This window comes from Sphingomonas sp. EU05-FHT14C10, from assembly GCF_058790595.1.
This window is the reverse complement of sequence record NZ_JBYTEN010000011.1, coordinates 77,673-90,946: the sequence shown is the minus strand read 5'-3', so window position 1 is coordinate 90,946 and position 13,274 is coordinate 77,673. Positions and strand designations below refer to the sequence as shown.

12 protein-coding genes are annotated in these 13,274 nt (G+C 61.9%); 8 read left to right on the top strand and 4 right to left on the bottom strand.

The window, feature by feature from the left end; translation table 11 throughout:
• Positions 1-7 precede the first annotated feature (7 nt).
• The 4 genes from AC3WT0_RS12430 (at position 8) to AC3WT0_RS12415 (ending at position 5,679) form a co-directional block, all read left to right on the top strand.
• Positions 8-340: a hypothetical protein gene (locus tag AC3WT0_RS12430; protein ID WP_126001447.1), complete on the top strand. Its 333-nt coding sequence runs from the start codon at positions 8-10 to the stop codon at positions 338-340.
• Between the two features lie 230 nt (positions 341-570).
• Complete coding sequence (locus AC3WT0_RS12425; RefSeq protein WP_492753742.1) at positions 571-1,374, top strand: conjugal transfer protein TraF; 804 nt, start codon at positions 571-573, stop codon at positions 1,372-1,374.
• Positions 1,375-1,439: 65 nt separating this feature from the next.
• Positions 1,440-2,840: a conjugal transfer protein TraH gene (locus AC3WT0_RS12420; protein WP_126001492.1), complete on the top strand. Its 1,401-nt coding sequence runs from the start codon at positions 1,440-1,442 to the stop codon at positions 2,838-2,840.
• A 22-nt stretch (positions 2,841-2,862) separates the two neighbouring features.
• Positions 2,863-5,679: a conjugal transfer protein TraG N-terminal domain-containing protein gene (locus AC3WT0_RS12415; RefSeq protein ID WP_492753741.1), complete on the top strand. Its 2,817-nt coding sequence runs from the start codon at positions 2,863-2,865 to the stop codon at positions 5,677-5,679.
• A gap of 6 nt (positions 5,680-5,685) precedes the next feature.
• Here AC3WT0_RS12415 and AC3WT0_RS12410 read toward each other — a convergent pair whose 3' ends face one another.
• Positions 5,686-5,898 (bottom strand): hypothetical protein, encoded by a 213-nt coding sequence (locus tag AC3WT0_RS12410; protein WP_492753740.1) that lies wholly within the window; start codon positions 5,896-5,898, stop codon positions 5,686-5,688.
• 231 nt (positions 5,899-6,129) lie between these two features.
• On the opposite strand from AC3WT0_RS12410, the gene AC3WT0_RS12405 reads away from it, so the two are divergent.
• Genes AC3WT0_RS12405 through AC3WT0_RS12395 form a run of 3 tightly spaced genes read left to right on the top strand, consistent with a single transcriptional unit; the run spans position 6,130 to position 7,639 of the window.
• Positions 6,130-6,312 (top strand): hypothetical protein, encoded by a 183-nt coding sequence (locus tag AC3WT0_RS12405; RefSeq protein ID WP_126001443.1) that lies wholly within the window; start codon positions 6,130-6,132, stop codon positions 6,310-6,312.
• A gap of 9 nt (positions 6,313-6,321) precedes the next feature.
• On the top strand, positions 6,322-7,179 hold the full coding sequence (locus tag AC3WT0_RS12400) for a hypothetical protein (RefSeq protein ID WP_126001442.1): 858 nt from the start codon (positions 6,322-6,324) through the stop codon (positions 7,177-7,179).
• Between the two features lies 1 nt (position 7,180).
• Positions 7,181-7,639, top strand: a complete 459-nt coding sequence (locus tag AC3WT0_RS12395) for a hypothetical protein (protein ID WP_126001441.1) — start codon at positions 7,181-7,183, stop codon at positions 7,637-7,639.
• A gap of 9 nt (positions 7,640-7,648) precedes the next feature.
• On the opposite strand, the gene AC3WT0_RS12390 is transcribed toward AC3WT0_RS12395, so the two are convergent.
• Entirely contained in the window at positions 7,649-8,698 is a 1,050-nt protein-coding gene (locus AC3WT0_RS12390; RefSeq protein WP_492753739.1) for a site-specific integrase, read from the bottom strand.
• Positions 8,699-9,023: 325 nt separating this feature from the next.
• On the opposite strand from AC3WT0_RS12390, the gene AC3WT0_RS12385 reads away from it, so the two are divergent.
• Positions 9,024-9,644: a GIY-YIG nuclease family protein gene (locus AC3WT0_RS12385; protein ID WP_126001440.1), complete on the top strand. Its 621-nt coding sequence runs from the start codon at positions 9,024-9,026 to the stop codon at positions 9,642-9,644.
• 34 nt (positions 9,645-9,678) lie between these two features.
• On the opposite strand, the gene AC3WT0_RS12380 is transcribed toward AC3WT0_RS12385, so the two are convergent.
• The gene (locus AC3WT0_RS12380) at positions 9,679-10,308 is read right to left on the bottom strand and encodes a hypothetical protein (protein ID WP_206431147.1); all 630 of its coding nucleotides are present in this window, start codon (positions 10,306-10,308) and stop codon (positions 9,679-9,681) included.
• A gap of 88 nt (positions 10,309-10,396) precedes the next feature.
• Entirely contained in the window at positions 10,397-13,267 is a 2,871-nt protein-coding gene (locus tag AC3WT0_RS12375) for an HsdM family class I SAM-dependent methyltransferase (protein ID WP_126001439.1), read from the bottom strand.
• Positions 13,268-13,274 lie beyond the last annotated feature (7 nt).

Below are 13,274 nucleotides of genomic sequence, written 5' to 3'. Positions count from 1 at the left end.
TTGGGCCATGACGGTCTTCGAGCTCGCCATCTTCCTGGCCGTCTATCGTGCCATGAGCCCGATTGGTTCGGACGCGCTCGCGGAGACGTTGAGCGGCTGGTTCGAGACGGCGATCACCGGCGACGACATTACCACCGCAGCAGCTGGAATGGTCGGTCGCGGTTGGCTGGCAATGATTGGCGGCAGCCTGATGGCGACCGAGGAGGGACGACGGGTCTCCCGCGTGCTCGCAAACGGCCTCATCCGAATGCTCGATCAGGGGACGCGCCTGATCGACGTGGCCCTGATGATGGCCGTGCTGCGCTTAACGACAGGGGAGCTGGACGATGGCCGTCTTTGAATTGCCCGCCATCGTGGCGTTGCTCCTCGTTCAATCGCCGCTCACGCCTCCCAAACCCGGCCACCCATGCGGATGGAGAAGCACCCGCGGTTTCGACTGCTGCCTCGATCTCCCGGCTTGGAGCACGCCGGTCGTACCCGACCCACTACCCAACCAGCCCCCACCCTCCGCGACAAATCAAACTGACGGTGAAAGGACGCCAACGGATGTTGCGACACGCTAAGGTAGCGATGCTTCTGCTCGTCTTGTCGCCGCTCGGGCCTGGAACGCCGGCATTGGCGCAGAACGGAGCCGTCGCCGAAGACGAGCTCGATCGCGATGCGCCTGACGCCTTTTACTGCGGCGAGCGGAAGCTCGGCCAATGGTTTTATTGTGCCAAGCCGAAGCCGGCCGAGAACAGGGAGGCACGCCAGCCGCCTCCCGTTGCCAGCGCCGCAGAGCAAATGGCGGCGATCACGAAGCAGCTCGACGAGTTGAAGGCGCGCGCCATTCTCGAGCCGACTGAGGCCAATGTCATCGCCTATGTGCGCTTCCAGCGAGAGCAGCTCGATCGGGCATCGACCTTCTCCGACGCTTGGCAACGCGCGCTGTGGCAGAACCCCGATCTCGACTACACCCTGCAACGTCCCGTTTCGACCATAGGGAAAAGGCTGTGGCTCGATAACCGCAAGGCCGATCGCGACGCCGTGCTCACCAGGCTGGGCCAGCGCTATGGGCTGTTCTACTTCTACGCGCAGAGCTGCGGTGCGTGCGAGGTGTTTGCTCCCATCCTACGATCCGTGACCGACAGTCACAGGATGTCGGTGATGGCCGTCTCGATGGACGGCGGACCGAGCAAGGATTTCCCGAACTACGTCGTCGACTCCGGCCAGCGCGCTCGAATGGGTCTGGCCGGAAACGAGACGCCGGCACTCGTGCTCTTCGACACCCAGACCCGGCGAACGATCCCGGTCGGCTACGGCGTGCTCAGCGCCGACGAGATCATGGATCGCATCTTTATGCTGACCAACACAAAGGTGGGGAGCGACTACTGATGGCTCAAGCAAGAGGGAAGGGTAGGCGCCCTGGATTCCGCAAGCGGGCATCGACTTGGCTGGGCCTGATGGCGGTGTCGCACTTCGCCCTGATCGGCGTTGCGCGCGCGGACGTCGCATCGGAGATGAACGGCTTCTTCAACGAGGCCGGCGGCGCCGCGAACGTAACCGGGCCGACGGCGTTTCAGGGGCAGTCGGCCGGCTATTATTCGCTCGGGAACGTGTGGACCCGCTTCCCCCAGAAGAGCGTGTCGCCGTTCAATCTGCAACTTCCAAGCGCCCGGGCAGGCTGCGGCGGGATCGACCTGTTCAGCGGCAGCTTCTCCTTCATCAACGCCTCCGAAATCGTGGCGATGCTGAAGGCCACCGCGAACAACGCCTTGGGCTTTGCCTTCAAGCTGGCGATCGATTCCGTGTCGCCGGAGATCGGCAAAGTAATGGACGAATTCAGCCAGAAGGCTCAACTGCTGAACCAGATGAACATTTCGAGCTGTGAAACGGCTCAGGCGCTCGTCGGCGGTATCTGGCCGCAGATGGATTCGACCCGCTCGACGATTTGCGAGGCGGTGGGCAACAGTCAGGGAGTGTTTTCCGACTGGGCGGCGTCGCGGCAAGGGTGCAACAACGGCAACAGACGTGACGCGACGATCGCCGGTAACACCGATGGCAGCATGAAGGATCAGCTCGTCGGTGAGCCGCACAACTATACTTGGGAAGCACTGAAGAAGTCGGCCAAGTTCGGCGCGTTCGATCAGTCGTTCTCGGAATATGTGATGACCCTGGTCGGGACGGTCGTCACAACGCCTTCGACCGATCCGGCCGTCGGCGGCAAAGTTGTCATGTTCGGCCCCGCGGAGGAGGCGGTGGTCACCGCACTCCTCGACGGGACGACGAATGCGCCGGCTGTGAAAATCCTGAAGTGCAACGATACCGACTGCTATGACGTCGGCGAGCAAACGCTGACCGTCCCGGCCTCTGCCGCACTTCGCCCCCGGATCGCCTCGATGATCAAGTCGATGAGCGGCAAAATCCGCTCCGATACGGCTTTGGACGCTGCCGAAAAGCAGCTCCTGAATATCGCAACTGTTCCGATCTACAAGATACTGGCCGTTCAAGCCTACGCGCATTACGCCCTGACCGATGGCGAGATCGAGACGCTGTCCGAGATCGTGGCGGTCGATCTCCTGGCGGCGATGCTGGACAACATGCTCGACCGTGTCGAGCAGGCCCAAACGCATTACCAGACTTTCGATCAGGCGACGGCGGCGCAGTGGAAACAGCAGATCGCTGCGACGCGCCTGAAATTCTCGCAGCGCGACGTCAAGCTCAACAACAAGCTTCAGGTGACGATGCAGATCATCAACCGCAGCATCATGCTCGAGTCCACCCTGCAGAATTCGATGACGCCCGGAATGTCGTCGGCGCTCAATTTCTCTCGCGGGCTCAACGCACAGGGCCTGATGTAGGGCAGCGGCAGGGGGTGGGACGATGTTGGAGGTCTTCACAGTCGGGGGTGGCGAGTATCTCGTCAACACCTTCAACGCCGTCGCGGCCTGGTCGGGGGGAGGGGGCTATCGCTCGCTCATCCGCGTCGTGCTGGTCATGGGCTTCATCTACTCGCTGTTCGTTGTCGCATTCACCCTCAACTTCCGCGCCTGGTTCAACTGGTTTCTGCAGTCGACGCTGATCTATCTTTGCCTGATGGTCCCGACCGTCGACATCAAGGTGACCGACCGGATCAATCCTTCCCTCGCTCCCGCCACCGTGTCGAACGTGCCGCTGGGTCTCGGGGTATTAGCCAGCTTCACAACGCAGATCGGCGACTGGCTGACCCGCACCGCGGAGACGGTCTTCGTGATGCCAGGAGAGCTCAACTACACCACCAATGGCATGGTCTACGGTGCGCGCTTGTTCGATGCGACGCGCAACTTCATCATCAGGGACGCCGAGTTTTCGACCAATCTCGAGGAGCACTTCAAGAAGTGCCTCTTCGGAGACGTCATGCTCTACCAGAAGTCGCTGACCAACCTCGCGCAGTCGAGGAACCTCTGGGTCGACATCGGCCCGGGATCGGAGGCTCGCTCGCAGGAGTGGCTGGAGCGGCAGGGCGATGGCACGGTCAACAACTTTATCGTTACCTGCCGTCAAGCGTACCAGATGCTCGATGCGCAGTGGGCGCCGATGATTGAGGCCAACACGCCGCTCTGGGGGAAGGAGCTCTATCCGAAGCTGAGCAACTCACTGGCGGGCGATAAGCTCAGGCACGACTTGCCAATCGCGAATGCCGCCTTCACGGGGGCAGGCAGCAGCTACACCGAAGCGATGCGCCAGAACACGGCGATCAATGCTTTCATGCAGGCGCGCAACAGCATGTCGGGTGGCACCGGCGCCGCGACCATCGACACCTTCGCGCAGACGCGCGCCGATATCCAGGCACGCAACACGTACAACTCGATTGCGCAGCAGGCGATGGCATGGGTGCCCATCCTGAACATCGTGCTGACAGTTGTGTTCTTCGCGATGTTCCCGGTGATCTTCCCCCTGTTTCTGATGCCACAAACGGGGGTCAGCACCCTGAAAGGCTATGCTGTAGGATTCTTCTATCTCGCGGCATGGGGACCGCTGTACGTCATCCTTCACATGATCTGCATGACGCGGGCAGAGGCGGCAGCGACCGGCGTGGCCGGCGGCGGCGTGACGCTCGGTTCATATGCCGGGATCGCGGCGGTGAATGGCGAGACGGCGACGATCGCCGGCTTCATGCTGATGAGCATACCGTTCCTCGCGGCCGGGCTTGCGCGGGGCGCCATGTCGATCGCAGGCCAGGCGACATCGATGCTGGCTCCCGCGCAGAACGCGGCCGAGGCGGCCGCGGTCGAGGCGACCACCGGGAACTACTCCTACGGAAACATGAGCTGGGCGAACGCGACTTCCAACATGCGGCAAAGCGACCAGTGGTCGATCGCCCCCAGCTTCATGGGCGGGTCGACCAGCGTTGGCTGGCGACAGGATAACGGCGCCGTCGTATCCGGGTTCGGTAACGGCCAGCACGTCATTGACATGGGCGGCGCGATCTCGCGTCTTGGTTTCACTCCGACCATGAACAGCGGCACCGTCTCCGAGTGGCGTCAGATGGCGAGCCAAGCGCATCGACAGGCACAGGCGTACGAGAACGCGGCTCAAGAGATTCTGACCAGTACGCACACCGACCGGAGCGCTTTCGGTACATCAACCGAACGCACGACCGGTTTCGAGGCTGGAACCGGGCGCTCCTTCAACACGAACGTCGAGCAATTCGATCGCACATCGGGGTCGAGCTCGCAGGGCCTCGAGGAGCGATCGTCCACCGGGCAAAGCCAACGCATCTCGGAAGGGCATGATCGGACGGCCGGGACGCTCGACCAGGTGCAAGGCAGCCTGACCGGTGGGATAGGTCGGAGCAGCGGCGGGCAGCGTTCGGGCAGCAACGGCAGGGCAGGTGGCCTCCTGCCGAGCGTGGGCGGATCGCTCGGTGTAGGCAGGACGGGAAGCCAACAAGACACATTACGGTATGGCACTGACGAGACGCGTTCGACAGATAGCTCAAGCTCGTCTTCGAGTGGTGTGCGTGACGAACATTCCAGTGGCAGTGGCGCCTCGACGTCGGACGGCACCTACGATCGCTCAGGCGTCTTTAGCCGAGCTTCTTCCACGTCTTCGTCCTCTCAAAGCACTGAGGACGCGCTAGCGCGAGCAAAGTCCTACTCAGAGGCAGCGCGTCGACTGGAGGAACTTTCTCAATCGCTTTCACGCGATGCGAGCTTTGCCGAGTCTCATGGCATGCAGCTAAGCGAGAATATGAGCCAGGACTTGGCCCAGTGGTATCGCCAACAGCAGGCTCTTCATCCAAACATGGACGCGCCAGAGCTTTGGGCTACCGACCTCACTTCACAGCAGAGGGCCGTCCGGGACCAGATGATACAGCAATGGTCTCAGGAAAAGCGCGATGACCTTTGGAATGAGATCAGCGGAGATATTAGGGAGCCGGCACTAGTCGACGTGAATCGCATTGGCATCGGTGGAAATAGTGACGTCCGCGCTTCGTATCGCCCTCACGGAGTTGGTCGCATTGGCGGCGCGCCGTTGGGCGGCGATCGAGACGCAGCTGCAAGTATAATCGCGGACGGCCGGGCTCGCCTTGATTCTGACCGAGCGGCTGCACAGGCTGCACGCACGAATCGCGGTCACGCGGCCGTGGATTTGCAGTCTTCAGTATCGGAAGATCACAATCGAGGATTCTTCAACGATCCAGACTTACGAAAATAGAGCCCCTCATACAGCTAAATAGAAATAGATCACGGTAGCGCCAAGTAACGCTATCGAGACTGCTCCGCCGATTGAGCGTCCGAGGCTCGTGGGCTCAGCTTCCCCCTCGGAATGCTCGCTATAATCCTCGCACAGCTCATGAGGCTCTCGATCGATGAGCCTGAGAATGGGGCCGCCCGGATTATCCTGCGTCGAGAGATAGGTCGTCGTATCAAGCATCATCGTTATCCTAGGTGATGATATCATGGCCTTAAGTGCAAGCCAATGACCGCGCCGTAACCGATCCGGCCTGCGTGACGAATATAAGCGCGGACTGGCGATCGATTGCGAGGAGCCGACGCACGGAGGGGGCGAGCGTGCGAAGGGCGGTGCGAACGTCCGCCGCTATGCGGCGGAACCAATCGGGAACCAGACCTTTACTCCGAGGCGGATAGGACATAGATTATCGCCATGGCCACGATCCTCTCTTCACGCGAACAGGCTGAGACCGGTGCTCTGGCGCGCCGTGTGGGCGGCTATGACGTGATGATCCGGCTCGAAAGAGAGCTCAAGAGGATCCAGGATGCTGGCAAGACCGGCAAGATCGAGCGCGATCCGAAGACCAAGCAGCTCCGCGTCGTCGCAGTCGCGTAGTTCGCTGCTATGGCGCTGACGCTTTCGGTCATCGCCGGCATTGCTCTGCTCCTTCCCGGACTGTTCGCGGTCCTGTTCTGGAATGTGCGAGCGCGGCGCCATTCCGCCTCTCGCCCAGACCTCCCGATCACGGCCGTGAGCGTGCTCGCCATCTCTATCTGCGTGTCGATGATGGCCCATCTGACGATGTGGTACGTATTCTTCGCGGGCCGGTTGTTCGCGGTGCGGGTCGGTGACGGATTGACCTACTTGGCACCTGAACTAGCGCTGCCCCCGCCGCTGGCCAACCCCATAGAGACCATCGTGCAGCTTACCCACGGCACGGCGACGAGCCCAGGCGAGGTGGCATTGGTCGCGGTCACCATTCTGTTGGAGATCGCCTTTGTAGCAGCCGTGGTCGCGGACGATGGCTTCGACCTGATGCTCGAGGGCATGGACCTCAACAATCAGGGGTGGGTCTACACGTATATCATCCGGCCCGCACAGAACGACTACCGCCCGCTAGCATATGTGCTCACCACGCTCCAAAAGGACAATCTCGGTATCGGATTCCGCGGTGTCGTCGCTGATATTCGGCAAAGCGAACGCGGTGAGACATTGGCGCTGAGCCTCAGCGAGCCGGAGCGTTTCCTGTTCGAGCTGAATGCCGGAAAGGATGGGGGTGGATATGGCGGTGAGGCCAGCGAGCCAAGCTTCGTGCGGCATAAGGATGAAGGCGTCGGCGATGTCGTGTCGCTCGACGGCAAGGTCATTCAGAACATCGTGATTTCCAATCCGCAGGCGAAGCGGCTGCAGGAGCTCAAGTCGCTTCTAGACGCAGGTGGCATACCGGCGACGCCGGAAGAGCCGTCCTCGGAGGATCGCTGAGATGCTCAGCGCAATGTTTATCCGTGCGGTGATCGTCGTGAGTATGCTCGTCGCGGTAGCGGCGATTCTCGGCGGTCTGGTCTTGCTGCTTCAACGACCATGGTGGCCGTCAGTCGTCTTTCAGACCGGGCAACGACCGCGAGCCTATGCTCCTTGGCTAATCGGGACATTTGCGGCGGTTGCGGTGCTTGGCTACACCTTTCTCGGTGGGGCGGGGCTGGCGGTGGCCACGCTGCTTTGGTTCATCCTTGCGCCAGCGGTGATCGTCCCCCGCGCGACCAAGGCGGCGTGGAATGCCGACACCGAAGAGCAGAGGACAGCAGCGCTCGCGGTCCGCAACCGGGTCCGGCTCGCTGCGCGCCAGTCCAAACTCGACGGCACGGAGTGCTGGAACCAATATGTGCTCGATCGAGCCCGAGCCGAGCGACAGGCGGAGTATCAGCCTCCGGGCGCAGGCTAAGCAGCCACCTCACAGGAAGCTCTCTCCGGCATGGTTCTTGAACCTTTCGGCCGAGCGGACATAATCCGACAAGATCTGCACGGTTTTGTGCCGACTGACCTCCTGCATTTTGAAGATCGTTGCGCCTCGGCTTGCCGCTTCGGTCAAAAACCCGGAGCGTAACGAGTGTCCTGAAAACGTGCTCGCGTCGAAGCCGGCGTCTGAGGCGCAACGCTTGACGAGCCGCGCTACCGCTCTGTCGGACATCGGCGAGGCGGTGAGCTCGTCTCCGCGGGTCAAGCGGCGGAACAGCGGCACTCGCTTTGCTTCAGCCTCAGTCCGTTCCAGGCCGGCTTCGAGGATCCGCACCGCGTCGATCCATTCGAGCAGCAGCGCCTTCGGCATGATCTGAGCGCCTTCCGGGATGGCGATCGTTGCGCCTTCTCCTGCCTGGTCGGTCTTGGTCGACCCGAGGTACAACTCGAGCCCTTTTTCATGTAAGCCGACGCTTCCCATCGTCAGACTCACAAGCTCGGATCGGCGCAATGCCGCGGCCATGCCGATCGCAAGGACCGCCCGGTCGCGTTTTGCCCGCAACCCCGTACCTTTGATCTCGGCAAGCATGCTCAGCAGCGCTGCAGCGTCGGCCGCACTCTTGCGAGATTTCCGGATCGTCTTGGTGTGGCGGATGCCGGCGAGCGCCTCGCGGAGGCCGCCGGCGGCCGGGTGCGCGGTCGGCGCAGGGTAGTTGCTCGCCCGGTGGTGGTGTCCGATCGCGGCGACGCGCCGCTCGATCGTCGATGCTTTGAACCCCGCCGTGGCTTGGTTGGCCACAAACGCGGCGATCTGCTCCGGATGCGCCGGCATGGACGCAAGCCCGCGCGATCCGCACCATTCGCAGTAGATGGCCCAGTCTGACCCGTAGGCGCGGTGAGTAGCGGCGGCACGCGCGGCCTCCTTGAATGCCGCGGCCTGCTCGAGGTCCTCGCGCAGGTTAGCGAGCATGCCGTCTTGCGACGCCAGCGCCGGCACGACACCTCCGTCCGAACCAGCTTCATCGTCCGTTGCTTCGTCCACCACGATCGCTACCGCCTCATATCGGACGGGTTTGGCATCCCTTCCGCGCCTTGTCACATATGTCCGATAAGGCATCTTATCGGACATATGAAGAGACTTGGCTCTAAGCTATATTGCCTCGTCGCGCTTATACAGCGAATGGCGTCTCTTGAGGACAAACCCGTCGTTCCCATGCGGCATATCGAGCGTCAGCTCTTGTCAGATGCCGACGTTCAGCGCTTGTCCGCACGGCGTGACGTTGCGACTTAAGCTGGGCCGGTAAGCGACCGTCCGGGTTGGCGCCGGGGCGGTTGATCCCGTCAGCGCGCAGACTGAAAGTGTTAGAGCTATGGCTGTTTACTTCATCTTCCAATTGAGCGCTGGCGAGCCATTGCTGAAGATTGGACGCGCCAAGGACATTTATCAGCGCCGCGACGCTCTGCAGACTGGAAATCCGCATACGCTGGTGCTGGTCGGGTGGATAGAGTCCGATGCAGAAAGCCTCCTTGAGGCAGAGTTGCACCGCAAGCATCATGCGCGCCGCGTCGCAGGCGAGTGGTTCCGTCTCCAGCCCGCCGAAATTCTGGAGGATCTCATGTGCGCCGGCAGCGATGGCTTCGTCGCGCGACATGCCGACGCATTCGAAATTATCGGCCATGATCGTGACGCAGTCCCCGAATATCTCGGCGTCTGGGAATGGGGCGACCTCGAACTCGAAGAATGCTGTCCATTTTGCGGCGCCATGTGCGGTATGCATTTCCAGGAGGCGTCCCAAGCCTATCACTGCATCAGCTGCGGGCGTCTGAGCGATTTCTTCGATCAGACGCCGGACTTCGACACTGAAGAGGAATATCGCGCCTGGCTGGCGGACAATCCTCCGCCTCTCCCCCGAGGAATGGATCGGTTCGCGATTCTGGGCGGCGCACCGGATTATCCCGAGCATCTTCGCCGCAATGGCCGTCTGCGTTAGTCCGTCAGCGCCGGGCTGAGATCCGTGATCGCGTCTACATCTCGATCCAGAGATGATCGATCTGGATCGGTTCGAGGCCGGCGCTCCGGATATGGCGCGATCGCAATGCTGCCGTGCGCCGCAGGCCGTCATGGGCGATCATTGCAAGCTTGTCCGCGGCCGACCAATTCTCGGTCGCATCCTTGACGATACCGTCGATCCAGCTGGCGATTTCCGCTTGCCAATGGCCGATGTCCTGGGCCTGGACATAGCCTATCATCGCGGCTTGTTCATGACCCGCACCGTGATGTCCGGCCTTGAAGCGCTGCACGCCGCCGGTGGAGCTGAACCGGCTGATCAGATATTCGCGCTCGTCACGATCGCTGCCCGATGGCGTGGGCAGTCGCTTGCATTCGATCGGAAGCAAAGTGCGGTACTCGGTGTATTCGCGCCCCTTTATCCAGATCAACTGACCGCTCGGCGCAACGGCGAGATCGATTGCGCGCCGCCCGTCCGCCTCGTCCGGCTCTTCCCGTCGGAATTGCAGAAAGTCCCAGCCCGGTGTGTGCCGCGAAACGCTGTTGAGGCGCGCGCATAGCTGCGCCGTAAGTTTCGTCTCACCTGTTGCAGCCTCGCGCACCGGATCGTCACGCCAGTTCGGAAGGATGCCGCCGATGAACGTCACCAGTGCGCCAAGCCACTCGCCGGGAAGATGGACGCCGGTTCCGAGTGATCCTGCCCGAGCAATGCTTTCCCCTCCATCCGCCAACATCTCAGAAGCCCTGCGCGCGCAAATCGGCGAGGATGTCGTCGGCATCGCGCAAAGCGACCGAGCGTGTCCAGAAACGATGTCGATCAGGTTTCAGCAGGAAGACGAAGCCCTGATCGTAGAGACGGGTGATCCGGGTGATCGTGAGGCCGGACCCGCGGCGCTCGTACAAAAGGCCGTCAAGCTTATGCCGTAGCGCTTCGGCATCTGCCCAGTCGACCTGTCCATCACCGAAGACGTAAGCCCGGCAAATCGCGCCGGACCAGTGATAGGATGGCAACGCCCGCACGGGGTTGCGGCCGTAAACAGCATTGATCTGCTCGAGGAGGGTGCTGTCGAATTGCTCGAGCGCATCGGCCGGCGCTCTATGCATGAGCTTGGCGCGCGTTCCCAGTCGAATGAAATCACGCTGAAAGGCGACGATGTCGTCGGTCAGTATCCGTTCGTTGGCGCTCAGGTCGAGGTTGCCGTCCTCGGGGAAGGGGAGCGCAAAAATATCGGCATTGAAGACGGCGGTTGCCCGCTGTGTGAAGAGCCGCGTACTGATGCCGGCAACATAAGCCTTGAGCGCGACATGCTCTCGGTCGAGCCACTCGGCGACCGATGTGAGCCGCGCGACGTCGCCAGGTGCGGAAAAACCAACAATTTCATTCTTGAAGGCGAGATATCCGTCCTGCCAGACGTCGCTGTGAAGATCCTGATGCTCCTTGATCAGCAAAAGCGGCGCCTGGAAGCGACGGCTGGTCTTCGGATCCTTGATCGGCGCATCCGGTACCACGGTGATCCGATCGGCCTCGATACCATCTGGGCCAAGTGCATCGGTCGGAAGAAGGGGTCGGCCGATCAGGTGGTCGACGTTATTCGACGCATTCTTCTGGCCGCCGAAATAGCCTTCACCGGCATCCCACCCATGCTGCAATGCATATTGCTCGAGTGTCGGAAACTGCCGAAGTCGCTCGATGAAATCCAGAACCCTGCTTCCGCCGAGCAGATTGGCGCGCCAGATATCGCGTGATGCGACAGCGACCGCGTTGGCGAACCAATGCATGTCATAATAGTCGATGTCGAAGCCCTGCTCGGCGCTGGCCCGGCCATTGCGCCGAAACACGGCATGGAGCAGACGGCTGTCCGGGCTGGGCTGGGCGGCTTCCGCAAGGATGACGACGACCTTGGGATCCGCGTCGCCCTTTTTGAAAAGTCCGCGTACGGACACGAAGTCGAGCACCTCTCGCACCGTCCACCGGCTGAAAAAGGCTTGCCGGAATGTGAGGGCGTGCTGGTTGTACAGGAAGCCGGACGGCTCGATCATGGCAAGCACCCCGCCGGGGGCAAGCAACTCCATCGCTTCGTGCAGGAACAGATAGGCAAGCTGGTTGTCGGCCAAGCTGCCATGGGCCTTTTTGTATGCAGCATAGCACCGCTTCGCGCCATCGGTCGTCAGCTTGGACTCGAATGGCGGATTGCCCACCACCACCGCGACCGGTGCCGTGACCAATCCACGCGCCTTCGCCTCGAAGAAGCAGCTTCCGTGAAGCGTATGGTCACCCAGCGGCGGGAAGAGCTTGACGCTGGACCGGATATCCTCCGGTTCGAGCGCATCGCACAAGCTGAGGCAAAGGCTGAACGCAGCGAGCTCGACCGCGCCTTCCTCAAGATCGATTCCATGCACGCGCTGCAGTAGCGGACGAAGCTCGTCAACGCCGGGACGCGCCCAGCCATTGCGCCAGCGCCAGTGGAGCACCAGCCGCTTATAGGCTTCGACGAGAAACACCCCCGACCCGCATGCCGGATCGAGGATGACTCCGTCCCCGTCCATGAGCGCGTCGATCCGCTTCCAGCTGAGCGCCTCCTCGAGGATCAGCCGGACCAAAGCCGGCGGCGTGTAGATCGAACTCGCAGCGTCCTTGACGAACAGCTGGTAGATATTGCTGATCAGCTCGACCGGCAGATCGCGGAACGAGTAGAGCCGCCACAAGCTAAGCTGCCCCGACGAATCTTCATATCCCTCGACAAGCCGTGCATAGCTGGCGAGTCCCTCGCTGACGGTCAGAGCCGCCCGCTCGGAATCCTTCAACCGGAAGACATGGCCATTGAAGCGTTCCTCGAGCGCTTCTAGCAAGGTCACTAGCGCCGGACCATTTCCTAGCACCTGGAAGAACTGCGTCGCGCCGGGCAGGGCGCGATCGAAGTCGTCGGGCAACAGCACCGAGCGTTCTTCCAGATAGGCGATCAGCAGCGACAGGATGAGAAGCCGCCGTTGCAAGCCTGCGTCTAGCAGCTTGCGCTCGCTCATCTGCTTCGCGAGCCCACGCACTTCCTCGACGAGCTTGCGATGGGCGGACTTCTTCGCTGACAACATCAGCCGGCAGGCATCGGGATCGTCCCAGATCGCCCCGTTGCGGATGCGGCTCGCATCCCACCACACGTCCTGGGCGGCGATCTCAGCGCCAATCGTCAAAGTTCGGATCGGCCGGCAGACAGGCGTGCCGTCCGGCCCGAGAAAGTCGGGCTCGTGCGCACACCGGAATAGCTGAATGCGGCCGGGCCCGGCCCGATAGACGATGGGAACGCCACCCCAGCTCCACAAGCGCTTGTGGAGTTCCGCGAACTGCCCATCATCGCCATGATCGGTTATGTCGAAGATCAGCGCCTGCGCTACCGGTGCGCGACCATGGCGTCCGGCTTCGAAGAAGACCGCGCGCGCGCCATAGGCCGCCGCCTTCTCGACCACGGCGACCTCTTCGGGCGGGCGCCCTTCAGGTGTGTAGTCTGCAATGGCGACTAGCCCGTCGACGACGGGAAGATCGCCACCGCCACCGATGGCGAATAGCCATTCCGCGCCGACGAAACTGGAGCCGGGGCTGTGGAGCGTCATCGCCGCC